General features: G+C 33.8%; 25 protein-coding genes and 1 tRNA gene. 6 read left to right on the forward strand and 20 right to left on the reverse strand.

Annotated elements, in window-relative coordinates:
- Positions 1–132 precede the first annotated feature (132 nt).
- Entirely contained in the window at positions 133–1,917 is a 1,785-nt protein-coding gene (mrdA, locus tag OQK60_RS05000; RefSeq protein ID WP_297684713.1) for a penicillin-binding protein 2, read from the forward strand.
- Positions 1,918–2,049: 132 nt separating this feature from the next.
- Here the strand turns inward: mrdA and OQK60_RS05005 are convergent, their stop codons facing one another.
- The 3 genes from OQK60_RS05005 to OQK60_RS05015 form a co-directional block, all read right to left on the reverse strand.
- Positions 2,050–2,979, reverse strand: coding sequence for a calcium/sodium antiporter (locus OQK60_RS05005; RefSeq protein ID WP_297684715.1), 930 nt, complete (start codon positions 2,977–2,979; stop codon positions 2,050–2,052).
- 7 nt (positions 2,980–2,986) lie between these two features.
- Positions 2,987–3,406 (reverse strand): rRNA maturation RNase YbeY, encoded by a 420-nt coding sequence (ybeY, locus tag OQK60_RS05010; RefSeq protein WP_297684717.1) that lies wholly within the window; start codon positions 3,404–3,406, stop codon positions 2,987–2,989.
- Between the two features lie 80 nt (positions 3,407–3,486).
- Positions 3,487–3,672: a hypothetical protein gene (locus OQK60_RS05015; RefSeq protein ID WP_297684719.1), complete on the reverse strand. Its 186-nt coding sequence runs from the start codon at positions 3,670–3,672 to the stop codon at positions 3,487–3,489.
- An 84-nt stretch (positions 3,673–3,756) separates the two neighbouring features.
- Between OQK60_RS05015 and queC the strand changes: the two genes are divergently transcribed.
- Together queC and OQK60_RS05025 are read left to right on the forward strand one after the other, a co-directional pair.
- Positions 3,757–4,431, forward strand: a complete 675-nt coding sequence (gene queC, locus OQK60_RS05020; protein ID WP_297684721.1) for a 7-cyano-7-deazaguanine synthase QueC — start codon at positions 3,757–3,759, stop codon at positions 4,429–4,431.
- On the forward strand, positions 4,409–5,080 hold the full coding sequence (locus OQK60_RS05025; RefSeq protein ID WP_297684723.1) for a SprT family zinc-dependent metalloprotease: 672 nt from the start codon (positions 4,409–4,411) through the stop codon (positions 5,078–5,080). Before queC ends, OQK60_RS05025 begins: the two co-directional genes overlap by 23 nt.
- On the opposite strand, the gene OQK60_RS05030 is transcribed toward OQK60_RS05025, so the two are convergent.
- Positions 5,064–6,293 carry a putative glycoside hydrolase gene (locus tag OQK60_RS05030; RefSeq protein WP_297684725.1) on the reverse strand — a complete coding sequence of 410 codons (1,230 nt, stop codon included), beginning with the start codon at positions 6,291–6,293 and terminating at the stop codon, positions 5,064–5,066. The two genes, OQK60_RS05025 and OQK60_RS05030, sit on opposite strands and share 17 nt — an antisense overlap.
- 49 nt (positions 6,294–6,342) lie before the next feature.
- A complete protein-coding gene (dctP, locus tag OQK60_RS05035; RefSeq protein WP_297684727.1) occupies positions 6,343–7,515 on the reverse strand; it encodes a TRAP transporter substrate-binding protein DctP in 1,173 nt (390 codons plus the stop codon).
- 119 nt (positions 7,516–7,634) lie between these two features.
- Between dctP and OQK60_RS05040 the strand changes: the two genes are divergently transcribed.
- Complete coding sequence (locus tag OQK60_RS05040; protein WP_297684729.1) at positions 7,635–8,318, forward strand: hypothetical protein; 684 nt, start codon at positions 7,635–7,637, stop codon at positions 8,316–8,318.
- Between the two features lies 1 nt (position 8,319).
- Here OQK60_RS05040 and OQK60_RS05045 read toward each other — a convergent pair whose 3' ends face one another.
- The 5 genes from OQK60_RS05045 to mobB are packed head-to-tail and all read right to left on the reverse strand — an operon-like array spanning position 8,320 to position 12,810.
- The gene (locus OQK60_RS05045) at positions 8,320–9,315 is read right to left on the reverse strand and encodes a hypothetical protein (RefSeq protein WP_297684731.1); all 996 of its coding nucleotides are present in this window, start codon (positions 9,313–9,315) and stop codon (positions 8,320–8,322) included.
- On the reverse strand, positions 9,312–11,258 hold the full coding sequence (gene metG / locus OQK60_RS05050; RefSeq protein ID WP_297684733.1) for a methionine--tRNA ligase: 1,947 nt from the start codon (positions 11,256–11,258) through the stop codon (positions 9,312–9,314). Before metG ends, OQK60_RS05045 begins: the two co-directional genes overlap by 4 nt.
- Positions 11,259–11,269: 11 nt before the next feature.
- Complete coding sequence (locus OQK60_RS05055) at positions 11,270–11,476, reverse strand: hypothetical protein (RefSeq protein ID WP_297684735.1); 207 nt, start codon at positions 11,474–11,476, stop codon at positions 11,270–11,272.
- Complete coding sequence (locus tag OQK60_RS05060) at positions 11,460–12,302, reverse strand: class 1 fructose-bisphosphatase (protein ID WP_297684737.1); 843 nt, start codon at positions 12,300–12,302, stop codon at positions 11,460–11,462. Before OQK60_RS05060 ends, OQK60_RS05055 begins: the two co-directional genes overlap by 17 nt.
- Positions 12,303–12,306: 4 nt before the next feature.
- Complete coding sequence (gene mobB, locus OQK60_RS05065) at positions 12,307–12,810, reverse strand: molybdopterin-guanine dinucleotide biosynthesis protein B (RefSeq protein ID WP_297684739.1); 504 nt, start codon at positions 12,808–12,810, stop codon at positions 12,307–12,309.
- A gap of 97 nt (positions 12,811–12,907) precedes the next feature.
- On the opposite strand from mobB, the gene OQK60_RS05070 reads away from it, so the two are divergent.
- Positions 12,908–13,375 (forward strand): hypothetical protein, encoded by a 468-nt coding sequence (locus tag OQK60_RS05070; protein WP_297684741.1) that lies wholly within the window; start codon positions 12,908–12,910, stop codon positions 13,373–13,375.
- On the opposite strand, the gene OQK60_RS05075 is transcribed toward OQK60_RS05070, so the two are convergent.
- From OQK60_RS05075 to gltX, 3 genes are read right to left on the reverse strand one after another with little or no spacing between them, the layout of a single operon-like run.
- Complete coding sequence (locus tag OQK60_RS05075) at positions 13,308–14,930, reverse strand: lytic transglycosylase domain-containing protein (RefSeq protein WP_297684743.1); 1,623 nt, start codon at positions 14,928–14,930, stop codon at positions 13,308–13,310. The two genes, OQK60_RS05070 and OQK60_RS05075, sit on opposite strands and share 68 nt — an antisense overlap.
- A gap of 13 nt (positions 14,931–14,943) precedes the next feature.
- Positions 14,944–15,240, reverse strand: a complete 297-nt coding sequence (locus OQK60_RS05080; protein ID WP_297684745.1) for a YggT family protein — start codon at positions 15,238–15,240, stop codon at positions 14,944–14,946.
- Positions 15,237–16,535: a glutamate--tRNA ligase gene (gene gltX, locus OQK60_RS05085; RefSeq protein ID WP_297684747.1), complete on the reverse strand. Its 1,299-nt coding sequence runs from the start codon at positions 16,533–16,535 to the stop codon at positions 15,237–15,239. Before gltX ends, OQK60_RS05080 begins: the two co-directional genes overlap by 4 nt.
- Before the next feature lie 186 nt (positions 16,536–16,721).
- Between gltX and OQK60_RS05090 the strand changes: the two genes are divergently transcribed.
- Positions 16,722–18,974 (forward strand): glutamine--tRNA ligase/YqeY domain fusion protein, encoded by a 2,253-nt coding sequence (locus OQK60_RS05090; protein WP_297684749.1) that lies wholly within the window; start codon positions 16,722–16,724, stop codon positions 18,972–18,974.
- 4 nt (positions 18,975–18,978) lie between these two features.
- On the opposite strand, the gene OQK60_RS05095 is transcribed toward OQK60_RS05090, so the two are convergent.
- The 7 genes from OQK60_RS05095 to OQK60_RS05125 form a co-directional block, all read right to left on the reverse strand.
- Positions 18,979–19,944 carry a D-alanine--D-alanine ligase gene (locus OQK60_RS05095; protein ID WP_297684751.1) on the reverse strand — a complete coding sequence of 322 codons (966 nt, stop codon included), beginning with the start codon at positions 19,942–19,944 and terminating at the stop codon, positions 18,979–18,981.
- A 290-nt stretch (positions 19,945–20,234) separates the two neighbouring features.
- A tRNA-Glu gene (locus OQK60_RS05100) sits at positions 20,235–20,309 on the reverse strand.
- Positions 20,310–20,399: 90 nt separating this feature from the next.
- A complete protein-coding gene (locus OQK60_RS05105; RefSeq protein ID WP_297684753.1) occupies positions 20,400–20,945 on the reverse strand; it encodes a response regulator in 546 nt (181 codons plus the stop codon).
- A gap of 208 nt (positions 20,946–21,153) precedes the next feature.
- A complete protein-coding gene (locus OQK60_RS05110; RefSeq protein ID WP_297684755.1) occupies positions 21,154–21,363 on the reverse strand; it encodes a hypothetical protein in 210 nt (69 codons plus the stop codon).
- On the reverse strand, positions 21,360–22,115 hold the full coding sequence (locus OQK60_RS05115) for a hypothetical protein (RefSeq protein WP_297684758.1): 756 nt from the start codon (positions 22,113–22,115) through the stop codon (positions 21,360–21,362). Before OQK60_RS05115 ends, OQK60_RS05110 begins: the two co-directional genes overlap by 4 nt.
- A 170-nt stretch (positions 22,116–22,285) precedes the next feature.
- Positions 22,286–25,369 carry a CusA/CzcA family heavy metal efflux RND transporter gene (locus OQK60_RS05120; RefSeq protein WP_297684760.1) on the reverse strand — a complete coding sequence of 1,028 codons (3,084 nt, stop codon included), beginning with the start codon at positions 25,367–25,369 and terminating at the stop codon, positions 22,286–22,288.
- Positions 25,369–26,436 carry an efflux RND transporter periplasmic adaptor subunit gene (locus tag OQK60_RS05125; RefSeq protein ID WP_297684762.1) on the reverse strand — a complete coding sequence of 356 codons (1,068 nt, stop codon included), beginning with the start codon at positions 26,434–26,436 and terminating at the stop codon, positions 25,369–25,371. The genes OQK60_RS05120 and OQK60_RS05125 overlap by 1 nt, the downstream gene beginning before the upstream one ends.
- Positions 26,437–26,438 lie beyond the last annotated feature (2 nt).

Consider the following 26,438-nt stretch of genomic DNA (forward strand, 5'->3'; position numbering starts at 1 on the left):
GGTACTTTTTGTATATCTTGGTTTTTTTCTTTTTTATTCTATTTTATCCAATGTCTTTTTACTTGAGATGCCCAGCATTAACTACTATATTATTTACTATCTTGTAATTGAATTTCTTATATTGAGCATATTGTGAAAATTAAATTTATTCTTTTTTTATTTATATTAACTTGGTTGGCACTGATTGTAAGAGTCTTTTTTCTTTCAGTTGAGTCAAATACTTACTATGAAAAATTATCTTACGATAACACAATAAAAATAGAAAAAATTGCTCCCGTAAGGGGTGAAATAGTTGATTTTAAAAACAGACCTATTGCAATAAATAAGCTTGGATTTAAAATACAATTAGCTCCACATTTGAGATCAAAGAAAAATATAGGTCAGTTTGAAGCTGAAATAGATAACTTGATTAAATTACTACCGCAGCTTGACAGAGAAAAAATCACTAAAAACTATATTAAGATGGATTCATATTATAATCATAACTATATTGATATTGTTGGTTTTGTATCGTATGAAGAGATTATGCCGGTATATTCGATGCTTAACTTAAGAGAAAATTTGAAAATAGTTTCATCTCCAAAAAGATACTATCCTTATGATGGTATTGGAGCTCATTCTATAGGCTATGTTTCTCGTGCTAACAAAAAGGATATTAAGGACAATAAGTTATTGGAGCTAATAGGATATACAGGTAAAACAGGTGTTGAGAAATATTATAATACCTACTTGCAGGGGCTTTCAGGAGAAAGAGAAATAAAAGTTAATGCAAATAACAAAGAAGTAGAAGAGTTGTCAATAACCCCAGCCAAAGAAGATAGAAAATTAACTTTAAATATAGATATTGAGTTACAAAAATATATATCATCGATGTTTGATAAAAAGGCTGGTGCTGTTATAGTGATGAGTGTAGACGGTGCTATTTTATCAGCAAGTAGCTTTCCTGAGTATGATTTAAATACTTTTGTATCCGGAGTTTCTTATGATACATGGAATAAACTTTCAAACTCTCTTGATAAACCTTTTACCAACAAACTAACCCATGGTTTATATCCGCCAGGCTCTATAATTAAAACCGGACTAGGTCTTGTGTATATCACTACAGATGTTAATCAGCACTGGAGTGTTAATTGTCGATCATCAATGCCTCTTGGAAAAAGAATATTTAGATGTTGGAAAAAGGGTGGCCACGGAAAAACCGGATTAAAAAAAGCTATAAGGGAAAGTTGTGATGACTACTTCTATAAAGGCAGTATTCAAGTTGGCATAAAAAAAATGAGCGAAGGATTGATTAGGTATGGACTCGGTAGAAAAACAGGAGTGGATTTGCCAAATGAGTTTATCGGCACTGTTCCGTCTCGTGAGTGGAAAAGAAAAAAATATAATCAGCCATGGTATATAGGTGAAACTGTAAATACTTCTATTGGTCAAGGTGATTTCTTGGTTACTCCGATGCAAATGGCGCAGTTTACCGCTTTGATGGCTACATCTAAGCTTCCTCGTCCATATTTTGCTAAGCAGGTTGGCGACATTGAAATTTTGCCAGAAACTCAAGATGTGTTGAATGACGATGAATTAAAAAAATTACCAATAATACAAAAAGCAATGTACGAAGTTTGTAATTATCCTAGCGGTACTGCTACAAACTATCTTAGCTCAAAGGTTACTATTGCAGGCAAAACAGGAACAGCACAGGTTGTAGGTATTTTACAAGACATCGAAGATAGAGAGCTAGAGCATGAAATGGAGTACTATACTCGCTCTCACGCTTGGTTTTCAACATATGGACCATATAAAAACCCACAGTATGTTGTTTTAGTTTTGGTTGAACATGGTGGACACGGTGGTGCTGCCGCCGGTAAAATAGTTTCTAACATATACAATAAACTCTTAGAGTTAGAATATATAAAGAAATAATCTACTTATTTAAAACAGATTTTTTAAAAAAACTGAGCTCCAAGAGAGCATTTTCTAAAGAAACTGAGCTCCAAGAGAGCATTTTCTAAAGAAACTGAGCTCCAAGAGAGCATTTTCTAAAGAAACTTCTTGTTACACAATTGCGTTTTGAATAAAAAGAGCTAATATTATTAGTAAAAATATTGCTCCAGCCTTGTTGTACAGTTTATTTGCCAGTATAAATACAAGTGTTATAGATGCTGCTACCATAATAAACATGTCAAATTTGGTTGCTATTAAATCGACTGTCAGTGGATTGACAAGAGATGCAGCCCCTAAAACCATAGAGAAATTTGCTACATTAGAACCGATAATGTTTCCAATACTCATCTCTGCGTTACCTTTTTTTATTGCAACCAAAGATACAACCAGCTCAGGTAATGATGTACCTAAAGCAATTAAAAATATTCCTATTATCCATTCACTTACACCAAAAGTACGCGCTATGTTTGTACCGCTCTCAACAACAAAACTGGCACCACCGATTGTAAGTACAAATCCAATAGCCAGAAGTACAATGGTTTTTGTCCACATGAAATTATTTTTAACTAAATCCTCATCTATATCACCTTCTAGATCTTCTCTAGAGTTTGAAAATAAGAATATAATATATGAAACCATCAATAGCAAATATAAGGCACCGTCAACTCTGCTGATCTCTCCATCTTGAACCATTATAAAAAAGAATACCAGTGGAACAATAACCCAAGCACTGTCGAGCGAAAAAAGGTCTCTGTTTGGAGTCATTTTTTTACTTATAAAAAATACAATACCCAGTACCATTGTAATGTTAAAAATTACACTACCGACAACATTTGCAACTGCCATCTCACTTTTATTAACTGATGCAGCCATCATGGATGCCGCCATTTCAGGCAGAGATGTACCAAATGCTACAAGAGTAGCACCAATAACAAAGTGTGAAATATTAAAGCGAAGAGCAATTCTCTCTGACTCTCTGATTATGAATTCAGCACCAAATATTAGGGCTGACATTGCTGCAATAAAAATTATAAAGTCCATTAAAATTCTATCCTTGTGTTCTTACTATTAAACTTTTTGGTAGCTTGAATTTTTCGATAAGCTCTTCTTCTTTTTTTCTCATTTGGCCATTGTCGACTTCATGATCAAATCCTAAGAGGTGTAATATACCATGTATAAAAAGCAGAGCTAGCTCATCATCTGTTTTATGATTTAATTCTTTTGCTTTACTTGTGACATGTGAAGATGATATTACAATACTTCCAAGAGGACTCATGGGCATCTCTTCGTACGGAAAACTTAGTACATCAGTATCTTTGTCTATGCCTCTGTGAGCCTTGTTTATCTCTCTTATCTCTTCATTGCTTGTAATAATTAGTTCTATTTCTTTTTTTGTTAGTGCTTGAGCTATAGTCTCTAACATATCTATATCAACATTCAATAAAGTTCTATTATCCAATTCAATCATAAGTGGAATTATATCTAAAGAGGCTTATTATTTGCAGATACACATGAAAATATGTGTGTTTTAAAAAGTTTTGGCAAAAATTAACTCATAATATCTACACTATTGCCAACACCGGTTTTTTGTGCCACATTTTTTTGCTGTGTGTCTTGAGATTCTTTCTCTATGCCTTCTAATACTTTTAATACTTGCTGTTCTTGAACTTCTGCAGCTTTTTTCATTACATCTACTTGAGCAGAAACTGAACCAGTGCCAGATGATACATCCATAACATATCCTTTTTTCTGTATATGGACACATTATAATCCTTGTTTCTTTCAATAAAGATTAAAAATTTATGTTAAAATCTTATTATGGATATTAAGAATAAAAAAGCTGTATGCGTCATGAGTGGTGGTATGGACTCAACACTCAGCGCATATATGATGAAAAATAGCGGATATGAAATAGTTGCTGTACATTTTAATTATGACCAAAGAACACAGAATAAAGAATTGGAATGTTTTCATAAAATATGTGATACATTGGGTGTGATAAATAAATATGTACTAGATTTGGTTTTTTTTAAACAACTAGGTGCTTCAGCATTAACTGACAAAAACATAGAAGTGCCAACGGAGGGTTTAAAAGATGGTGTACCTCTAACATATGTACCATTTAGAAACGGAATATTCCTTAGTATGGCAGCAGCTATAGCAGAAAAAGAGGGTGCTGAGGCTATTAGTATAGGCGTAGTCGAAGAAGATAGCAGCGGTTATCCAGATTGCACAGAAGAATACATCAAGAGTATGCAGAGCAGTATAAATCTCGGTACAAAAGATGAAACAAACATAGAGATAAAAATGCCTTTGGTGCATCTGCAAAAATCTCAGATTGTGCAAAAAGCGTTAGAACTTGAAGTTCCACTCTCTCTTACTTGGAGTTGTTACAAGAACGAGGATGAGGCTTGTGGCATGTGTGATAGTTGTCGTTTACGATTAAATGGCTTTAAAATAGCGGGTGTAGATGATCCAATCAACTATAAATGAGATAAGTTTTAATAACTTGCAAATTAAGCATATCTGTAAACCAAAGCTAAAAAACAGTTATATAAGTGTTAGTAAAAGTGGCGAGATAACTCTAAAAACATCTAGGGTCTCAAATAAGTATATACATGAATTGCTTACGCAAAAGGATTTGTGGATAAGAAAACAGCTTCTACATGTCAAACAAAATCCACCGTTTAAGATGAATTTAGAAGATGAAGTTTTACTATTTGGAGAGGTTTACAGTGTTGATATTGATGAAGCAAAAGAGCTAAGAGAGTATTTAGCTAAAGTAAAAATACCAAATGAACGCAATATACTAAAGTGTTATGACATTTTTTATAAATCCTACGCCAATAAATATTTGATTCCAAGGGTTGAGTATTTTTCAAATATTATGAATCTAAACTATAGTGAGATAAAATTTAGAAAGATGAAGAGTAGATGGGGTAGCTGCAGTTCAAAAGGTGTAATCACTTTAAATACACAGTTAATAAAAATAGATAAAGAGCTGATAGACTACATCATAGTCCATGAATTGGCGCATTTAACACACATGAATCATTCAAAAAAGTTTCATAATTTAGTTGAATCATACATTTCAAATCACAAAGAGTTAAATCAGAGACTAAAAGCTATTTACCTTCTTTGATAAAGTAGTTAAGATGGTATTTGCTTGATGGTGACCACATCATCCAGCCGCTTGTATTAACATCTTCTGTTGCTCTTATTTGCTCATTTATCTCAAACTTACGATAAACTTTTTTTCTGTCTGAGTAATCCTTAAAGTATTGAAGCCATGGTCTGACTCTTGAAGAATCTATTCTGTCTTTTATATTTTTAATGCTTCTATAAACTACAGCATGCGGGTGTTCAGCGGGGTAATCAAAATAAAATGAACCGCTTGCAAAACCTGATGGATAAAGCATCGGCGCTAAATAATCAGCGTGAGCAGCCAAAGATGTTACTGTTTGACCAATATTATTGTCATCGTCGCTCCAGCATATGTTTCCGTAGGTGTCAACAGAGATAAAAACACCATATTTTCTTAGTCTGTTTTGTGCCAAAATTAAAAAATCACTAATAGCTTTTATTCTATTTTTCTGTGTATTTTCTTTTGAGAATTTAAGTCCACTCCTAGCAGGAAATCTTATATAGTCAAAGTTTATTTCATCAAAGCCGACTTTTGCCGCCTCTTGGGCTATCATTATTGTGTATTCATGTGCTCTTTTATCATATGGATCAACCCAAGCCATATCATCATGATTTCTCCAAATGGTTCCATCAGGTTTTTTAATCGCATAATCTTGGTTGTTTGAGGCTTGAAGTTCATCTTTAAAGGTAACTATTCTAGCTATTGTATAGATGTTTTTTGATTTCATCAACTTCATAAACTTATGTATATCTCTATTGGTTCTGTCTTTGTGAGCTCCGTAACTATTTGCTTGCTCAAAAGAAGTAAGATATGAAGTTGAGCCATATTCGTTTTTTACATCAACTACAATGGTATTGATTTCTGATTTATCAATTATGTTTAAGAGTTCTTTTAGTCTTGGAGAATTGTTGCTGGCACGCCAAAAACTAAGGTATAGGGCTTTTACGGTTAAAGGTTCTAATTTGGCAACCGTGTTGTTATTTTCAGTATTTATTTTGTATGGTCTATATCCGCAAGCTTTGACATGTAGAGTTGTTTCATTAGAATCAATTGTAAAAGACCCATTTTCATCACTCTTAACACTGACATGTGAATCACTGATAGTAGCATTGTAAATAGGCTTAGAAGTATTGCCATCAGTAATACTACCGGTAAAAGAGGCAAAAAGCAAAGTTTGTAAAAGGGCAGTGATAAAAAATATTGGTTTCAAAAAAATCTCGCTATATTAAAGTATAAATGTGATTATACTTACTAATCTGTTATCTCTCATTTAAAAAATATCTTAAACTAGCATCACTCCACTCTTTAGATAGGCTCAAGTGCTTGTCAATTGAGTTAAAAACCTTTTCAAAATCCTTATTTTTGGTGCTTAAATCAGAAATAACTTCTTTTAATGCTTTTTTACCGGCTTCTATTACATCTTTTGGAAACTGCTGTATAGATATATCCAGCTCTTTTAATTTTTTAAGCGCATGAATATTTTGGGCATGAAATTCATAAGTCATATTTGAGTTCATTTCACTTGATGCAACTTCAATCATGGACTGATGCTCAAAAGCTAGTTTATTCCAAAACTGCTTATTAAAGGTGAGTTCAAGTATTGAACCTGGCTCATGCCATCCGGAATAATAGTAGGGTGCAACCTTATAAAAGCCCATCTTGATATCAAGTGCAGGACCAACCCATTCTGTGGCATCTATAACTCCACGCTCCAGAGATGTATAAATTTCTCCAGCTGGTAGAAGTATGGGGTTTACACCCATTTTTGACAAGACCTCGCCTCCTAAACCGGGAACACGCATTTTGAGACCTTGCATATCATCAATCGATCCAATTGGTTTTCTAAACCATCCACCCATTTGTATGTTAGTATTTCCGCCCATAAAAGGATGAAGATTATACTTAGCGTACTGCTCGCGCCAAAGTTCTAAGCCACCGCCAAAAAGCATCCACGAATTAATCTCTTCAGAAGTAAATCCAAAAGGGATACCGCTGTAAAGCGAAAATGCTGAGTTTTTGCCTTTCCAGTAGTACGGTCCGGAGTGAAAAGCATCTATCTGACCGCTAGAACATGCATCAAAAACAGCCAAAGCCGGGACTAGTACATTTTTTGGATATAGTTTTATTTCCAAAGAACCGCCACTTACATCTTTTACTCTTTGAGCAAATTTTTCAACACCCGTACCCATAATAGGAAAATGCGCAGGCCAGCTTGTAGCAAGCTTTATAACAATTTTTTTATTTTTGTTTATGTTCACTCTTTTTTTATACCCCAGGGCACCCTCTCTGGCTTCGCCATTCACCTCGTTATCATCTTTTTTTTGTGGGTGTTTAGAGTAGTCTATTGCTTGACGATTACTATCGTTGCATCCACTAAGAGCAAGTGCTGCAGAAGCTGTCGTCGCGGTCGTTAAAAAGTCTCTACGGTTCATATTTTAGTAATACCTTAAAAATTTCAAGTTCTTGTATTGTATCTAAAAAATATTATAGACTTAAAGTATAATCTCAAGAAAATATCGCATAATTAAAAAGTACTAAGGAACTACCATACATGAACATTATATTAAAAACATTTCTATCAATAACTTTTATCTCTACTCTGCTTAGTGCGAGTGAACTAAGCAGTGAAAACATAATCCAAAAGATGATAGTGGCATACGGTGGAGAAAACAATCTTGAAAAACTAGCTTCTTATGAGCAAACATGGGATATTGAAGCTAAGACAACAAACAAAAACGGTACTGATAATCGTAAGGTGATGATGCCTGATTTTCTAAGTACAGAGCTTATATATCCACATAAAACAGAGATAAGGATTCTGGCTAAAGATAGTGCTACAAAACAGTTTGGCAATAGAAAAATCCAAGCACAAGGCCCTATGTTGGATGCTATGAAACTGCAACTTATGAGACTGTTTAATCCTTTGGTTTTAAAAAATAAATTAAAAGATATAACACTACATGTAAAAGAAAACAGTTATCTGATTTCATTGAAAAATAACACCATAACAGCAGAGTATTTTGTCTCAAAAAATAATTTTTTAGTTGAAAAAGTTATCGGACGACTAAAAATGGGTTCACACAAGATGGAATTCTTAACAATATATGAAGACTACAAATCAGTCGACGGTGTCCTTGTGCACCATAAAGAGATAAAATATGCAGGTAGTGTAAATACAGCAATAATGAGACTTAAAGATATGAAATTTATACAGATAGAAGAAAATAGTATATAGTTTAAAAGTCTAAAGTTAACTGTGTTTGATTAATTATTGGTCTGTTTAAGATAGATTTATCTACACCGACAATAAGTGCAAAGTGAAAATTATTATTTTTTAGTATACCCATTATATCTTCTTGATTGTTGTAGATAAAAATATTCTCTGCTTTATCATATTTACATGTATGAGGAATAATATATACTATTGTAGCCCAATTCGCATTTTTTTGTAAAAACTTTATTTCTGCATCAATCATATCGCTATTTTTCTCAAATATAAGTACTCTATCGCTTGTACCAAAATCTTTTGGTTCAAAATTTTTATTTGTAAAAACAGCTTCAAAATGTTCTATAGGCGTAAATTTTCTAAGTCTATAGTTTATTTTTAGGCTTGTGTATAGATGCAGCAGTTCTTCTAAGTAAGGCATGAAAAACGGAGAGATAAGTTGTCTCTCGTAAAATACATTATCATATATGAAAGATGTCTCAAAGAGAGTCTGCTCCATGATTTCTATTGGTTTATAAATAGCATTAGGAATTGTTTTTACAGTTGCAAATATATTTTTATCATTTAGAGCAGGGCAGAAAAGTATGGTTGTTCTATCCTCTATGTTCCAAAGTGATTTAAAAATAGACCTTGTATCACCGCTAAGCGTAAGAAAATTTGTTTGAGTTATGACCTGCAGAGATAGTTTGAGAATTATTTCATTGCACTCGTAAGCTACTACCTCTTTTTCAATCATTTTAAAGCGCAGGAACCTTGTTAAAGCATTGTCAATACTCTCAACTTTTATCCAAGCAATCTCAGTGTCACTTATTTGTGTTGGTTTATCAAAAACAACACCGTATGCACCATTTAACACTGCTAATTCAATATCTTTCTCATCGTAAGCAAAAAAGAGATCACCCCTTTTTACTTTTTTTGCTTCAAAAGTTATATTTTCAAAAGTGTTTACGCATGGCTCATTTACAAGTGTTGCATGCGTAAGTGCTAGAAAATTTTCTAGTCTCATCCAATAGGTGTACCGACTTTTTTAGGTTTTTCCGGCCTAATCAAGCATAAGCCGTCTTCATCTTTTGCAGCTAGTAGCATACCCTCAGACATCATTCCCATGAGTTTAGCAGGCTTTAAGTTAGCAACAACACATACTTGTGTACCTATTAGCGACTCTGCTGAATAGAATTCTTTTATTCCAGCTACAACTTGTCTGTTGGAATTTTCACCCAAATCAACTTGTAATTTTAGAAGTTTTTTACTTTTAGGAACTTCCTCTGCTTCTACAACAACACCGACTTTTAGAGATGTTTCAAAAAATTGACCGATTTCTATAAGATTATCTTCTTCTTTTTTCTCTTTTTTAGCTGCTAATTCTTCTTTCATCTCATCGTTTGGATTATCATCAGGCATAGCTTTTGGCGCTTCTTCCATCAATGGCTCTTCAACGCGAGGGAAAAGAGGCGGAACTTTTTTAATATTAAATAATTTCAATAGTTTTTTATCTACAACAAGCTCTTTATAGCTAGTATTATCTATAGAAAAATTAAGTGCGTCAGCAATTATGTTTGTTGTTTTAGGCATTACTGGGCTGAGCATGACAGATGCCTTAGCAAGTATATTTGCAACAAGGGCAACTGTAGCTAAAGCTTCATCTTTTTTATCCTCTTTTATCTTAACCCATGGCGCATGTTCTTCAATGGCTTTGTTGCCTATAGAAAACAACTTCCATAACTCTTCAAGATATCTGTGTGTCTGAAGATTTTCCATAAGAGCATCAAGGTTATCAAGTATCTCGTTCATGTCGTTGAGTTCTTTTGTGTGATATTTCTCTACATCTACACTATTTATCTCAAAATCAGAGTATTTACCGCTCATACCGATGATACGGTTAAGTAGGTTACCAAGGTCGTTGCTAAGCTCTGAGTTGATTCTGTCGATGAATGCTCTTTGAGAAAAATCACCATCTTGACCAAATGGAACTTCTCTAAGCATGAAGTATCTTAGGTTTTCTACGCCATAAGCATCTGCAACTTCTTTTGGTGAGACAACATTACCTTTTGATTTGGACATTTTTTCGCCATCTCTTGTCCACCAACCGTGTGCGCCGATATGTTTTGGAAGAGGAAGATCAAGACTCATCAAAAATGCAGGCCAGTAAATAGCATGAAATCTAAGGATATCTTTACCAACAAATTGAGTTGAAGCTGGCCAGTAGTTCATCAGAGCATCGTCTTTGCCGTATCCAAGAGCAGTTATGTAGTTTAAAAGAGCATCAAGCCAAACATACATAACATGCTTGTCATCATTGAAAGATTTTGGCATCTTCACACCCCACGAGAAAGATGTGCGGGTAACAGAAAGGTCACGAAGACCTCCTTTTACAAAGTTTATAACTTCATTGCCACGAGAACGAGGTAAAATAAAATCAGGATTATCTTCATAATGTTTTAGCAGTCTGTCTTCATATTTTGAAAGTTTAAAGAAGTAGCTTTCTTCTTTTACGATGTTTGTTGTTCTTCCGCAGTCAGGACAAAACTCACCATCAGTAAGCTGAGTTTCCGGAAAAAAAGTTTCACAGCTTATGCAGTAGTTTCCCTCATAAAAACCTTTGTATATATCACCTTTTGCATACATTACTTTAAAAGCTTTTTGCACACCTATTTTGTGGTTTTCATCAGTTGTTTTTATAAACTTATCATAAGCTATTTCAAATTCATCCCAAAGATTTTTAAAAGTAGCACTCATCTCATCTGTAAATTCTTGAATAGATTTACCGCTTTTTTTTGCCGACTCTTCAATCTTTTCACCATGTTCGTCGGTACCGGTTAAAAAGTAAGTATCATGACCTTTTAATTTCTCATATCTAGCTATAGTATCAGCTATAAAAGTTGTGTACGCGTGTCCTATGTGAGCTTCGCCATTAACATAGTATATAGGGGTTGTTATATATTTACTCAATTTTTGTCCTTTTAAAATTCAAATCCACCAGTGTCGCCCTTGGACATACTGTTGTAAACAGACTTAACATAATCAGTCCGCAGTTCACAACTCAAATAGTGTTCACAACTACTGCAACTATTTAAGTTTTTGTCTATTTGACAGTTTTTAACTTTAACTATCATCTCCTCTAGATGCAGCTCAAACTTATCTAATTCATGACTACTTGTTACTTGCATAAACTTCTTTTACTCTTGCTATTTCGTATTTAGAACCGAAGAAACAAGGAGATGTATCGTGTATATGAGCATAATCAATTGTCATCAAATCATTTTGACCGTCGATAGCTCCTCCTCCTGCAGTTTTGAATATAAATGCGAAAGGAAATACTTCAAATAACTTACGAAGTTTACCTTCTGGCTTGTCAGATGTACCAGGATAACTAAATAGTCCACCACCTTTAAGAAGAATTTGGTGTAAATCAGGAACCATTCCTCCGGAATATCTTAAGCGATAACCCTCAGCAAAGAAACTATCTACCATCTCTTTATGGTATGGCTCCCAGTTTTGCTGAGTTCCTCCAGGTGCATTTAGTTTGCCTTTTTCATTCAAACGAATCTCTTTAGTAAATTCCCAATTTTCACCTTGAAGTAAATGAAGTTTTGCTTTATTATGGGCAAATACCATCTCAACGCGAGGACCAAAAACAACATAACATGAAGCAACCATATTTTTTGCACCAAATGCATTTTCGTATATTCCAAAGATAGAACCGACACTTAAGTTTACATCTACTAAAGATGAGCCGTCAAGTGGGTCGTAAGCAATAAAATATTTGCCATCTTTGTTCATTAGCATCTCTTTTTCTTTCTCTTCACTTGCAATTGTGTGTATAGAAGCTACACTAGAGAATTCCTCTTCAATTATCATGTCACATTTGATGTCAAGCTGTAACTGTGTCTCCCCAGAGCTGTTTTCTTGCTGTGAGTAACCGATATCTTTTACATCTATAGCATCTTTAATTCTTATTGCGCTTTTTTGAATTGCATCAAATATGTCAGTCATCTATTTATATTTCCTTCGCATTTTTAAATATCCAAGATATTACATCTTCGCAGTTGTTTATGTCTAAAATATCGACACCACTTGGTATATCGTACTCTTTTAAATCTAGACTATCATCTGTTGCAAGTGCATTCATATATGGAAAATAATCACTATCAATAAATTCTCTAAAGATACTTATTCTAGGCAGCGGCAGGTTTTTAAGCCCTTCAACTAAAAGAATATCAAATTTATCAAAAAGTCTTACCATCTCATCAAGCTCTTTTTGTCTATTTGAAAAATAAGTTGTACGATTAGGGGAGGTTACTATAACCTCTGCTCCGGTATCTGAAAACTTATAACTATCTTTTCCCTCAACATCAAAACGAGCCTTATCTTTAGGATCATGTTTGATTATGGCTACTTCTTTGCCATAATCATGAATGAGTTTTCTAGCTACTTTTAATATAAGTGTTGTTTTACCGCTGTTTGATGGACCGGTAAATGCGACGGCTAATCTTTTGCTCAAGTTATATCTTTTATTTAAAATTTAAGTGATTATACAAAATACTCGTTAAAAGCTTGTTTAATAAGATATAATTCTATCATTATTTACAGGAATTAAAATGAAATCTTTTTTAATACTATCTATTTTCTTATTGCTTTTTACCGGTTGTTCAAGTAAAAATGCCTTTGATCAGTTTGATATGGACGAGAAACAAGAACTAACTGTATCAAATTTACAAAGTACTAAGCTTGTGAGTAAAGACGGTGATGTAACCGGCATCGTATCGGTGGTTTATTTAAATGAAGTCTATCCATATTATTTTAGTGGCAAAGAATACTTTTTTGTGTACATGTATCTTAAAGACTCTAAAAATACAGAGTTAAGTATGACAATGAACGGTGAGGCGCCTCTTAAGTTGAAAAAACTATCAAAAATTAATAATTTCACTCATTTAGTAGATGTTAAAAGCGATTGGAATAAGTATTATTTAGCTACATTTGCCAATAGCGGCGATGATATCAACCTCGTTTTCGAAAGCGATCAGTCTTCTTCGGTTGTGTTAAAGTATCAAAAAGATCTAGAATAGAAACTTTCTCTCCTAAAACTTCTTTATACATTACATAGTTAGCTAAGACTTTCTTTCCATACTCTCTGCTTTCTGCGTTGGTCATCATTTCCATACTTAAAAAAGGTTCGTATTTTCCTTCTTTAAACTTGTCTTTGCGTAAAAACTTCTTTAAAAAACCCAAACCTCCATTATATGCATAAGCTATAAAAAGAGGGTGATATAGTGATTTTTTCATCCATTTTAAATGTGCTTTTGAGTATCTGATGTTATTTTTTGGAATAAACATGTCATCATAACGGGTTATTGGCTCATCAATAGTTTTGCTAATATGGTCTGTTACAAAAGGCATTATTTGCATAAGTCCTAAGGCATAAGAGTGAGATAATGCGGATGGTATCATATTGCTTTCTTGTCTCATAATCGCATATACTAAAGCTCTGTCATCGAGGCTTAAGTCTTCGAGATGCTCATCGTACGGCATTACATAGCCATGTATATTATATTTATACGCTTTTTGAATTATCAAAGATCTTACAGGCAACATGTCTTTTTGTTTATACTCTTGGGCAAGGTCAAAAAGGTCGTCCGTTTGTGTGGTTTTTATCTCTTTTAATATTTCATTCCAATGAAAAGGGTCAAGCAAGTTTTTGTTTGAAGTATTTTTATTGGTTTGAAGGCCGGTAAAGTAGTTGTCAACTCTCTTATCCATTTTGTCATGGGCATATAAAGAGTATATATTGATATCTTTGCTTTTTAGCAACTTGTCTAAATACTCTTGTTCTTTTGTTATAAAATATATCCAAAAATTATTTTTATCAATATTTTTTTGATACTTAGCCTTTGAGGCAGATAACTTGAAAAATTTTACGGCACTAGCTTCGTCGGAGTGTCTTAAATGGTTTAGAGCAAGATAAAATGTGGCTTGAGAATTTAGACTTTTACCACTCATTTTTAAAAGTGATTTTTGTAGTTTATTGAATTTATCATTATTTACCATAGTCTTAATAAAGTAAGAAATTTTTCTTGACTCGGCTAGTGAGTCGATAAACTCTTTATCAAATTCTATATTTAAGTGCTTGCTGCGATATTTGTAACCTGTGTTTGTCAGCAGTGTCAATATTGTGTCCGCATCGTAAGTTTTATAAGCATTTTTCGAATGATTTTCATTTAGTATTTTCAATATATTTATTTTTGATTCAGATTTTAATCTTTTTGCTAATTTTTCTCTTTGAGCGTTTGAAAGCTTGGTCGCTTTATAGGGAGTAAAGGCAAGCTCTAGGCACTCTTGGTCTTTGATAGATAAAAGGTTTTGTTCTTTTTTGCAAGAGAGCTTATATTTTACATGTTTATTTTTAGTTTTTTTTGCATAAGCATAAAAAAGTCTATTGTTTTTATTGTTATAGACCTGTTCGTAGGCTTTGTCTGCTTCGTCTGGAGTTATATTTTGTTTTAAAAATTGCCAAATCATAAAGTCTTTAGCACGACAAGGAGGCTTTGAGTTAATGTCTTCAAGACTTATCTTCGCATATCCGCTAACAAATAAAAGCGAAGATATAAGAAGATATTTAATCATATCATGTTACTTTTTACAGCATACCAGCTAGCACATTAAAAACATATGTCAAAAGTATGCTTACAACTTGCAAACCTATGATGATAACAAGAGGTGCTAAATCAATGCCATTGAAATTAGTTTTAATGTAGCTTTTAACCAGGCTGTACGCTGGATTTGTGATTCTATGAAGAAATTGTACTACCGGATTGTATGGATCAGGGTTTACAAAGCTAAGAAGAGCAGCGATAATAACGACCCATATATAAATCTCAATAATTCCTGTAAAAAGAGAACCTAATTGTAGAACTGCTTGACCTAAATTACTCATTTTACAATCTCTCCTATATAGTTTTTAATATATTTGTATATTTTAGCAACATCCGGTCCATGTTCGGCTCCAGTAAGCAAAAAACCAAGTGTTTTGGAGAAATCTGCATCTTTAAGTCCGGATTCTTTCATTATGTGATTTTTAAAATCATCATATTCATCAAAGTAGGGCGCATTTTTAATACTCTCTGTCACTATTTTAGCATCCTCTGTGAACTCTTTAGGAATCTCTTTTTTTGCAAAGATAGGTGCTATCTTAGATTTTAACTCTTTTGTAGTACTTACTTCTTCAAGATAAACTCTTGCAAGCTCACCAATCTCAGCATCAGCAAAACCAACATATCTTGAGAGTTCTTTTGCATCAAGGTTTTTGAGATGTTCTTTGTTGACATGTCTTAACATGTCGATATCAAAACGAACAGGGAATTTTGATATATTGCTTAAATCAAGCCACTCAATAGCTTCTGACATGTCAAAGATTTCTTTTGGCGGTTTGTTTCCGATGAGAATCAAATAGTTAGCGATTGCAGATGGTAAAAACCCTTCCTCTAAAAGCCATTTAACACTAGATGCATCATCTTTTATGCTTACCTCTTCGCCGTTGTCGTTTAATATAGCCGGCAAGTGAGCGTACTCTATTTTTTTCTCGTAAGCAAGTGAATTTCTTATTAACTCCTGTTTAGGAGTGTTTTTTATATGCTCTTCGCTGCGAATAACTAAAGATATATCGTTTAACATGTCATCAACAGCACATGCAAAGTCATATGTTGGTGTTTTGTCCTGTGACATAATGACAAAACTATCTAAATCTTCAGGTTCAAAATTGATTTCACCTTTTATATGGTCTTTTACAACTATCGCTTCATCAGGCTTTTTAACTCTAATGGTAAATGGATTTAAATTATCAATTACTAACTCATCAGGCAGATTTCTACAAGCATCATCATACAGATATGGTTTTTTTTGCTCTTTTGCTTCTTTGCGCTTTTTCTCAAGCCATTCAGAAGAGCAAAAGCAGCTAAATGCTTTTTTCTCATGTAGCAGTTGAAGCGCCATTGCCGTATGAAAACGAACATTTTGACTCTGATGTATTACCTGAGAATACTCTATGCCAAATAAATTTAAAATATCTAGTATTTCATCATCTTTACCCTCTATGTTTTTCTCTTTATCTAAGTCTTCTATACGAACGATTAAATCTTCGTTTCTTTGTTTTGAAACAATATAGTTAAATAGGGCAACTCTAAGGCTGCCTATGTGCATATCACCAGTTGGACTAGCTGCAAATCTTAACATTAAAAATCCTAAAAGTTATTTTTGTGATTTTAACAAGTTTTTGATTAAATACAAGATGTATGCTTATTATTCTTTCTCCTTCAAACAACTTCTCTAAGATGCTATAAGCACAAAGATGATAAAATACAACTCTTATAGTAAAAATTTCAAATCAAAACAAAGTTTCTTTAAAAAGGTTTAATAATAATGAGTCAAAGTAAAGATTTTTTACGCACAATAGTTGAAGAGGACTTAAAGTCAGGCAAGTATAAAGAGGTTGTTACAAGATTTCCACCAGAGCCTAATGGATTCCCGCATATTGGACATGCAAAGTCTATTTTTATAAATTTTGGAATTGCAAGTGACTACAATGGTCACTGTAACCTGAGAATGGATGATACCAATCCAACTACAGAAGATACGATATATGTTGAGGCTCTTAAAGATGCTGTAAAATGGCTTGGATTTGACTGGGGCGATGCTGTATATTTTACATCTGATTATTTCTCTAAGATATATGACTATGCTATACAACTCATTAAAATGGATAAGGCATATGTTGACAGCCTAACAGAAGATGAGATACGAGAATATCGCGGGACTGTTACAGAGTCAGGCAAGCGCAGCAAATTTGCACAGCGAAGTATTGAAGAAAATCTAGACCTTTTTGAGCGAATGAAAAAAGGTGAGTTTAAAGATGGCGAGCATGTTCTTAGGGCTAAAATAGACATGTCAGCAGCAAATATGAAAATGCGTGATCCACTTTTATATCGCATTAGACACGCACATCATTTTAGAGCAGGGGATGAATGGTCTATTTACCCGATGTATGACTTTGCTCACTGCTTGTCTGACTATATCGAGGGAGTTTCTCACTCTATCTGCACACTAGAGTTTGAAAATAATCGTGATATTTATAATTGGGTACTAGATACGCTTGGGCTTGAGTTGCCGCGTCCTTATCAGCATGAGTTTGCACGACTTGGCATTAACTATACAGTTATGAGCAAAAGAAAGCTTTTAGAATTAGTTGAAAATGGACAAGTTAGTGGCTGGGATGATCCTCGCCTTCCTACAATCGCTGGATATAGAAGAAGAGGGTATACTCCTGAATCTATTTTGAACTTTTGTGATCAAATAGGTGTAGCAAAAGCAAACTCAATGGTTGATGTCGCACAACTTGAATTTTGTATAAGAGATGACTTAAATACAAAAGTACCGCGCGTATTAGCAGTGCTTGATCCTTTAAAAGTGACAATTGAGAATTATGAAGGTCACGAAGAGATTGATGCTCCATACTACCCACATGATGTACCTAAAGAGGGCTCAAGAAAATTGCCTTTTTCTAAAAATATTTATATTGAAAGAGATGATTTTAAAGAAAATCCTCCAAAAGGTTACTTCCGCCTTACACCTGAGCAACCTGTGAGACTTAGACACGGGTATATTATTACATGTAAAGAAGTTATAAAAGATGCCGGTGGAAATATCTGTGAAATAAAAGCTGAATATCACCCTGATTCAAAAAGCGGCTCAGACAGTAGCGGTATCAAGGTTAAAAGTGCTATTCAGTGGGTAAGTGCAAAAGAGGCTAAAAGAGTGGAAGTAAGGTTATATGATAGATTGTTTTCTTGTGAAGCTCCGGAAGGAATACAAGATTTAAATCCAGACTCTTTACATGTTATAAAAAATGCACTTATTGAACCTGCTGTAATTCTGGATAAACCTGATGAGAGATTCCAGTTTGAAAGACAGGGGTATTTTTACGCTGATCCTATTGACTATACGGATGAAAAGCCTGTATTTAATAAAATTGTAGGTCTTAAAGATTCTTGGGGTAAAAAGACAAAAGCAGACAAACCTACACCAGAGCCTAAAGCACAGGCTAAAAAAGTGCAAGTGGATGGCGAAGTTGTGGCTATGACTGAAGCTGAGCAAGCACTATTTAATAAATATACTGCTCGTTCGATAAGTATTGAAATTGCAAATACACTGGCTCGTGATGAGAATCTTTCGTCATTCTATGAAGAGACTCTATCTGTGCTTAATAGTCCCGTGAGTTTGGCCAACATAGTAGTAAATGAAGTAGCTAGAGAGCTAAAGCAAACGCAAGCAAGTGAGCTAAAATTTAGCGCAGATCAAATAGCCGAGCTTGTTAAAATGGTCGATGATGAGACTATCTCAAGTAAAATTGCCAAAGAAGTATTTGAAGAGATGGTTAAAAGCGGAGAAAATCCAAAAAAAATAGTTGAAGACAAGGGACTTGTGCAGATAAGTGATCCCTCTAAAATTTCACCTATTATTGACGAAATAATTGCAAAAAATCCAGACAATGTAGCCAAATTCAAAGCAGGTAATACTAAACTTTTAGGCTTCTTTGTCGGACAAGTTTTAAAAGCCACAGGCGGCAAAGCAAACCCGACAGTGGTGAATCAGCTTGTAGCTGAGAGTTTAAAATAATAAACTAACCAAAAAGGCTAGTATTCGTACCAGCCTTTGTACATGTAACTCTGCTAATACCTTCATCTACAATAAGCTTAATCACTTTATCATAGCTCATCATACTTTTTATTTTGCATGCTTGAGAAAAATATCCAGAGCCGTTTGTTATGGCTGGTAGCATATTGGCTTGCATAAAAAAACAATGTCCGCTTTTATTTGCTTTTATATCTATTTGTCCAAAATCTCTAATTCCTAAATCAATGTATGCATCTATGGCAAGTTTGTTTACGCTGTTCATTACGGCATTGTTTTCAATTTCAACAAGTTTTTCTATATCATCTTTTTTCATTTTCTCGCCCAAAACTCTAAGCCTGCCGCTTGATTTAGGAGGTATTACTTCAATAGAAGATATTAATAGTTCATCATCTTTTGTTTTAATGATGGCAACGGTGAACTCTTGTCCATCCAAGTACTCTTCAACTAGAACAGGGATTTGATACAAATCATACAATGAAGATACTTTACTCTCAAACTCTGCAAAATTGTTTACAAATGATAAGTTGTCTGTGCTATTTTCAACTGAAGAATCTGAAGGTTTTAAAAATAGAGGATAGTTGATTGGTAAATCATTGTCTCGTTTATATTCTCCTGGAACTGCTGTAAAAAACCTTGCAGTACTTATGCCCTTATCTTTTAAGTATAACTTTGCAAGCACTTTATCAGAATCAAATTTCAAAGTCTCTCTTGATGAACCGGAATAATTAATATTATTTTTTTCAAAAAATTCTGAGAGCCAAATATTATCATCATTCTCGGTAGTAATATATTTTACAGCCAATAAAACTAAATCCGGTTTTCTGTGCACTACATCTTTTAAGTCTTTAAGTGTGTTACATATGCTTAGTTTAGTTGTATATCCTATCTTATTGATAGAATTTAAAATACTTTCGCACGCTTTGTTCTGTGTTGTAATAATTTCTATATTCATGGTACCCAACTTATCTGTTGTAAATAATATATATCGCTTTTAAAAAAAGCTACATTTGATTCGTCACATGTATATGTAAGTAATCAAGGTGTTTGATTGGTGTTGTTCTATAAAATAAGTTTAAGTAAAATTATAAGTCTGCCATCCCAAAAACAATGGAGCCTACTTGCCAACTTGTATGAAGTAACTAATATGTATATGTTGTATTATACTGTGTCCAGCTTATTATTGGCAGCGATTGTGCGTTTAATATAGAAATAGTTTTATAGTTGAAATTTTGTAAAAGTAAGTGGTGACCCCGAGGAGAATCGAACTCCTGTAACATGGATGAAAACCATGGATCCTGACCGCTAGACGACGGGGCCACATACAGTAATGGTTACTGAGCCGAAATTATATAGATTTATATCTTAATAAAGTATAAAAGGGCTCAGGTTTAGTGAAAATATATAATCTTAGTCGTAAAAATTACGAAGTGCTCTGATTATTACAGCATTTTTAGAAATACTTTCAGATTTTGCATTTTCATTAACAATTTCATAAAGGTCTAGAGGAAGAGAAATAGAGAATGTTTTTGTTTCAACTTTTTTCTTTTTCGCAATCATAGATACAACGCTTGTTAAAAGTTCGATTATCTTTTTTGTGTCAATTGGTTTTTGAATAAAACTGTTTACACCAACTTCAATTGATTCAGATATTTTTTCTATGTCATTACTCGCAGAAATTACAATAATAATTTGATTAGGATTTATCTCTCTTATTTTTCGTGAAAGTTCTATACCATCCATTTTTGCCATAATAATGTCAACAAATACCACATCTGGTTCACTTTTTGAGTATTCTTCTAATGCTTCTTCACCGTTAAAGCATGATTTTACATCTGAAAAAAAGTTTTTGAAAGTCGAACTTAGTAACTCATTTGCTACTTTTTCATCTTCTACAACCATAGCTGATAATTTTTTTGTTTGTTGCGTTAACTGCACTAAATCTACATTTGTCATAAGAAATTCCTTGTTTTAATATATTAAAGGAATTATAGCAGATTATTGAGTAACAAATTAAACAGAATTAGTATTGAATATGTTTGTACTTAACGAAATAGCACGAAATAGGGGAGATTAATGCTCAATTTGTTTTTAATCATTATATAAATATAATATTAATAACTGAATAAAACATCACTTTTTTTATTTTTTATAAATTATAATCTTAATTATTTTGTTTTTTAAACTGCTCTAGCCACTCTAAATCTGCTTCTTTTTCGTTTTCTTTTTGATCAAGCAAAGAATCAATAATACTAATTAATGTATCTTCGTCCATAAATTCAAGCAAAGCAGGATTGATATCTGTTTTGTGAATGCCATCATATGTGTTAAGCAGATTCTGTATATCTTTTATTAGTTGTTCTTTTTTACTCATTTATTTCTCCATGCTGTATTAAAACTCATTTTATTGATGTATATATCAGTAGATAATTTGACCAGACCGGCTCTGCTCATAATTAATTTAGCTTTTTTTGGCCAAGTTTTTCTATAATTAAACGAATGAGGGTGTCCACCTATCATCTCAATAAACTTTTTATTTGTTTGCTCGTTAAATAGAACCTTTAAACCTTTACTAGAAACTTCTTTGTCAAGCCAAATTCTAGCATCTCTAAATACTTTTACTTTTGAATTGCTTTTAATCCATCTGGTGGCAAAATCGTTTAAACATGCCTTGCAGGCTTTTTCTTTTAGTTTTTTATCATATTTTAACAGTGCTAGATTTCTTGTAGATCCAGCATATTGTTCTGGCCTATAATCTCTTTTTAAACTTTTTGGTCTTTGTTTCCATAATAAATCATTTTTAGAGCGTTTTTTAATCTTATTTTCATCAAATAAAATACTTTTACTTGATTTTGAGTAGGGCAGATATAATGCCGGAAGTTCTCTGTCGCCTTTAAAAGCCCCTAGGCTTAGAATATTTCCGGTAATCTGTGCTACATAGCCACTACCGTAGCCTGACTCCAATCCTGCAATCGCCATAATAGCTGCTGGAGGAATTTTATGTTTTAAGCCAACTTCTATAGTATCAGAACTAATATCTGAGTAAAAACTCTTTACATGTTGATATTTTCTAAAGCTAAATTCGTTTGAATATAAGTTTGTTAAGCTAAAAGCTAACAATAGCACAGAAAACCGTGCATAAGTATTATTAATAAATATAGAAATGCTCCTGTTGTAGATATATTTTGGTTGATGCAATTTAAATCGAAATATAGCACTAATCATATACATATGTCAATTTATATATAAAGCAGTCTGTATAAATCACACAAACTGCTAAAATTATTTTAAGTTCATTACTCAATACACTTTTTGTCATTGTTTAAAGGTTTGGTAAATTTCAAATACAACAACGGTAAAATAATTAAAGTTAAAAGCGTTGAACTAATCAGACCGTTAATTACAACAATTGCAAGCGGTTTTTGAATTTCAGAACCTGGACCATCAGCAAAAAGCAACGGCAATAAGCCAAGAGCAGCGATTGTAGCAGTCATAAGAACTGGACGAAATCTTTTCATAGCACCTTCTCGTACAGCATCCAAGATTTCGTAACCGTTTTGAACAAGATAGTTAAAATAGTTAACCAGTACAACCCCATTTAGTACAGCAATACCTAGCAGGGCAATAAATCCAACTGAGGCTGGTACAGAGATATACTCACCACTAAAGTAAAGTCCGGCAAAACCTCCAATAAGAGCTAATGGAACGTTAATTAGTACTAAGGCCGCTTGTGTCATAGAGTTAAACGAAACAAAAAGTAAAATAAATATCAAAAATAGTGCAATCGGTACGATTATCATTAGCCTATCAGCTGCACGTTGTTGATTTTCAAACTCTCCGCCGTATGTTACATAGTAACCAGCAGGCATTTTAACTTTTTTCTCTATTTGCTCTTTTGCTTCTTCCACAAAACTAACTAAGTCCCGACCCTCAACATTACTCTGTACAACTGTCTTTCGGTAACCATTTTCATGCTCGATTTGAACAGGTCCTGTAGTTCGTTTGTATGTTACAAAATTAGCAAGAGGAACACTTTTACCATCAGGCAAAACATAATAAAGCTTTTGAAGTGACTCAAGTGATCTATTAAGAACATCTTCACCCTTTACCATTAGGTTAATACGGCGCATTCCTTCTTGAACAATACCTACTTGTACACCGGTAACCATTGTCTTCATAAAAGAAGCTATCTCACGCTCAGTTAAACCGTAATAACCAAGCTCCTCCTGGTTAAAGTTAAGTTCAAAGTACTCTATTCCTTCATTACTCTTTTTATAAACATCGCTATTGCCTGGAACCTGTTCTAAAATACTTTTTATTTCTTCTGCAATGCGTTCAAGCTCATTGTGGTCACCTCCGAAAATATCTATTGCAAGGTCTCCTCGTACACCTGTAAGCATCTCTGATACACGCATTTCAATAGGTTGAGTAAAGACATACTCTATACCTACTAAACTATCCAGAGACTTTCTAATTTCATTCTTCACCCACTCTTTTGATTGAATTCTCCACTCTTGCATAGGTTTTAAAATAAAGAATGTATCAGTATCGTTTAGGCTCATCGGATCAAGACCAAGTTCATCTGTTCCGGTACGCGCAATAATAGATTTGATTTCCGGTACATCTGACATAAGTTTAGTCTGAATCTTGTTATTTAAATCAACACTTTCCTCAAGACTGATAGACGGTAACGATTCAATCATCGCAATTAAAGTACCCTCATCCATTGTTGGCATAAATGCTTTTCCTGTTTTTGAAGCAAGATATAATGAGCCCGAAAACAATAGTATAACAGTTACGAATACGGCTGTTGTATGTTTTATAGAAAAATCAAGAGCCGGTTTATATAACTTTAGCAAATTTTTAATCAGCCATGACTCTTTATCAGGGCGTACTTTCATGATAAACGAGCTAAGTACAGGAATAAGTGTAAGTGCCAATACAAGTGAACTAAATAGGGCGAACACAATACTAAGTGCTACTGGTTTAAAAAGTTTACCCTCTAGACCTTCAAGTGTTAACAATGGCATAAAAACAATTATAATAATGAGTACACCTGTAATAATAGATGGTGCCATCTCAACGGCAGCATTGTATATTATGTTTATTTTAGTCTGATTTTTATGCTTTGTATTACCAAGTTCCGCTGTAATATGTTCGACCATAACAACGGCCGAATCGACTAGTATTCCTACGGCAATAGCAAGACCACCAAGGCTCATGAGGTTTGCACTTAGTCCAAAGTATTTCATGGCAATAAAGCTCATTAACAGTGCAAAAGGTAAAATCAAAGCAACACTTAGAGCTGAAGCAAAATTACCAAGCATCAAAAGAAGCACTATAATAATAAGGATACCAGCTTCTAAAAGTGCATTTTTTACACTGTCAGTTGCAAGCTCTACAAGAGTAGAACGATCGTAAAATATATCAATCTTAGTTCCCTCAGGAAGCATTCCTTGCATTTTTGAAATTTCAGCTTTTACCTGCTTTAAAACATCCTCTGTATTACTTCCTTTTAATCCTAATACCAATCCTTGAACAACTTCACCTTGTCCATTTTTTGTGGAGAATCCTGCCCGTGTGAGGCTACCAACGTGTACAGTAGCTACATCACTGATCTTAATAACTTTACCGTTAACAAATGCAACGCTAAGTTTGCCAATATCTGCAATATCATTGATTCTACCTGCACTACGAACTAAAATACCTACAACACCTTGAGTTACGCGTCCTGCACCATCGTTTAGATTATTATCCTGAAGTGCATCCATAATCTGATTAAGTGTTATTCCATATGTACGCATCGCTTCGATATTTGGTGTTACTTCATAAGTTTTGACCTTGCCGCCAAGTGCATTAACCTCTGCAACACCGGCAACTGAACGTATCTTTGGTGAAATAACCCAATCAAGCAAAGAACGCTTTTCGATTAAGTCCAGCTTATCAGACTCAATTGTGAACATCAAAATTTCACTAAGAGGTGTACTAATAGGGGCAAGTCCTCCTTCAAGATTTGCCGGTAAATCATCCATAATAGAATTTAAACGTTCATTGACTTGCTGACGTGCCCAGTAAATATCTGTTCCCTCTTCAAAGTCGATAGCAATATCACAAATACCATATTTGGCAGTAGAACGCATTATTGTCTGGTGTGGAATACCTAACATTCCCATCTCTACTGGAATGACAATGCGTGATTCTACTTCATCTGGTGTCATACCACTTGATTTCATTATAATCTTCACCTGCGTAGGTGATATATCTGGAAATGCATCTACAGGAAGTTCATTATATGATTTCATCCCAAAGCCTAATATTACAAGGGCCAACAAAGATACAAAAAGTCTTTGTGAAAGGGTAAAGGATATTAACTTATCCATCATTCGCCTTCTTTAAGCATGTTTTGAAATATGCTTGTGCTGCTGATTACAATAGAACCGTTTAGTGCAATGTTATAATCTAAATAGCATGACTCAGCATTTTCTGCTATGACATTTACTTCTTGTGCCTTATATTTCTGACCATCTTTTATAAATACTAGATTACGATCACCATCTTGTACAACTGCTTTTTTATTTACTATAAAAGCTTTTTCTTTAATGTTAAGCTGAACCTTCTGTCTTAGTCCAGATAATAGATTTGCTTCTTGAGGTAAAGAAAAACGAACATATCTAGTTTGATTATGAGGATTTATTACAGGCGATACATTAAGTACTTTTGACTGTATATCTTTACCGTTAACCGTAATAATGACCTCTTGAGCCGACTTTAGATTTTTTGCAACCGCTTGAGGTATGTCACTCTCTAACCAGTTTTCTCCATCAACTTTAATAACAAAAAGAGCACTGGAAGGCGATACACTTTTCCCTGGCTGAATATTTACTTCAAGTAGAGTTCCTTTTACGGGAGACAGCAATTGCATATTTGGCAGGATAACTAAATCTGTATACACTTTTTTAATCATACTTTCACTTGCTCCGTATGCTTTAAGAAGTGTTTTTGATGCTGAAAGTTTTATTTTATCTGTTTTAACTTCTGCTTCTGCTACAAGACACTCTTTTTGAGCAATAATTTCTTCTTGACAAAGTTTTGCTTTGCGCTCCGCCAAATGTTCGTGATGCATAAGTTCAATAGTATCTGCAATTGCTTTTCTCTGAGCTTCAATCCACTCTGTCGCCGTTAACAGAGCTAAAGGCTCACCTTTGTCTACTTTCTCAAAATTCACTCTGTTTAGATTTACAATTTGAGCTTCATAAGGGACAGATAGTGTGTGTAAAAGTTTTGGAGGCGTTGTAACCTTCATTATATATTCGCCTAGGGGTATATGAGTAACTTCTTTGCCGACAACTGTTTTAATTTGCCAATTTTTTTCTTCTTCAGCAGACAATGTAATATCTGCAAAAAGCGATAAACTTAATAATATTTGTAAAATAATAATCTTTTTCATAA

This window comes from Sulfurimonas sp., assembly GCF_026196735.1.
Lineage (GTDB): Bacteria > Campylobacterota > Campylobacteria > Campylobacterales > Sulfurimonadaceae > Sulfurimonas.

Excerpts from the sequence above, each read along its gene's own strand:
- OQK60_RS05005 (WP_297684715.1), bottom strand. The coding sequence starts at position 2,979 with ATGGACTTTATAATTTTTATTGCAGCAATGTCAGCCCTAATATTTGGT.
- ybeY (WP_297684717.1), bottom strand. The coding sequence starts at position 3,406 with ATGATTGAATTGGATAATAGAACTTTATTGAATGTTGATATAGATATG.
- OQK60_RS05015 (WP_297684719.1), bottom strand. The coding sequence starts at position 3,672 with ATGGATGTATCATCTGGCACTGGTTCAGTTTCTGCTCAAGTAGATGTA.
- queC (WP_297684721.1), top strand. The coding sequence starts at position 3,757 with ATGGATATTAAGAATAAAAAAGCTGTATGCGTCATGAGTGGTGGTATG.
- OQK60_RS05025 (WP_297684723.1), top strand. The coding sequence starts at position 4,409 with ATGATCCAATCAACTATAAATGAGATAAGTTTTAATAACTTGCAAATT.
- dctP (WP_297684727.1), bottom strand. The coding sequence starts at position 7,515 with ATGAACCGTAGAGACTTTTTAACGACCGCGACGACAGCTTCTGCAGCA.
- OQK60_RS05040 (WP_297684729.1), top strand. The coding sequence starts at position 7,635 with ATGAACATTATATTAAAAACATTTCTATCAATAACTTTTATCTCTACT.
- OQK60_RS05045 (WP_297684731.1), bottom strand. The coding sequence starts at position 9,315 with ATGAGACTAGAAAATTTTCTAGCACTTACGCATGCAACACTTGTAAAT.
- OQK60_RS05055 (WP_297684735.1), bottom strand. The coding sequence starts at position 11,476 with ATGCAAGTAACAAGTAGTCATGAATTAGATAAGTTTGAGCTGCATCTA.
- OQK60_RS05060 (WP_297684737.1), bottom strand. The coding sequence starts at position 12,302 with ATGACTGACATATTTGATGCAATTCAAAAAAGCGCAATAAGAATTAAA.
- OQK60_RS05070 (WP_297684741.1), top strand. The coding sequence starts at position 12,908 with ATGAAATCTTTTTTAATACTATCTATTTTCTTATTGCTTTTTACCGGT.
- OQK60_RS05075 (WP_297684743.1), bottom strand. The coding sequence starts at position 14,930 with ATGATTAAATATCTTCTTATATCTTCGCTTTTATTTGTTAGCGGATAT.
- OQK60_RS05080 (WP_297684745.1), bottom strand. The coding sequence starts at position 15,240 with ATGAGTAATTTAGGTCAAGCAGTTCTACAATTAGGTTCTCTTTTTACA.
- gltX (WP_297684747.1), bottom strand. The coding sequence starts at position 16,535 with ATGTTAAGATTTGCAGCTAGTCCAACTGGTGATATGCACATAGGCAGC.
- OQK60_RS05090 (WP_297684749.1), top strand. The coding sequence starts at position 16,722 with ATGAGTCAAAGTAAAGATTTTTTACGCACAATAGTTGAAGAGGACTTA.
- OQK60_RS05095 (WP_297684751.1), bottom strand. The coding sequence starts at position 19,944 with ATGAATATAGAAATTATTACAACACAGAACAAAGCGTGCGAAAGTATT.
- OQK60_RS05105 (WP_297684753.1), bottom strand. The coding sequence starts at position 20,945 with ATGACAAATGTAGATTTAGTGCAGTTAACGCAACAAACAAAAAAATTA.
- OQK60_RS05110 (WP_297684755.1), bottom strand. The coding sequence starts at position 21,363 with ATGAGTAAAAAAGAACAACTAATAAAAGATATACAGAATCTGCTTAAC.
- OQK60_RS05120 (WP_297684760.1), bottom strand. The coding sequence starts at position 25,369 with ATGGATAAGTTAATATCCTTTACCCTTTCACAAAGACTTTTTGTATCT.
- OQK60_RS05125 (WP_297684762.1), bottom strand. The coding sequence starts at position 26,436 with ATGAAAAAGATTATTATTTTACAAATATTATTAAGTTTATCGCTTTTT.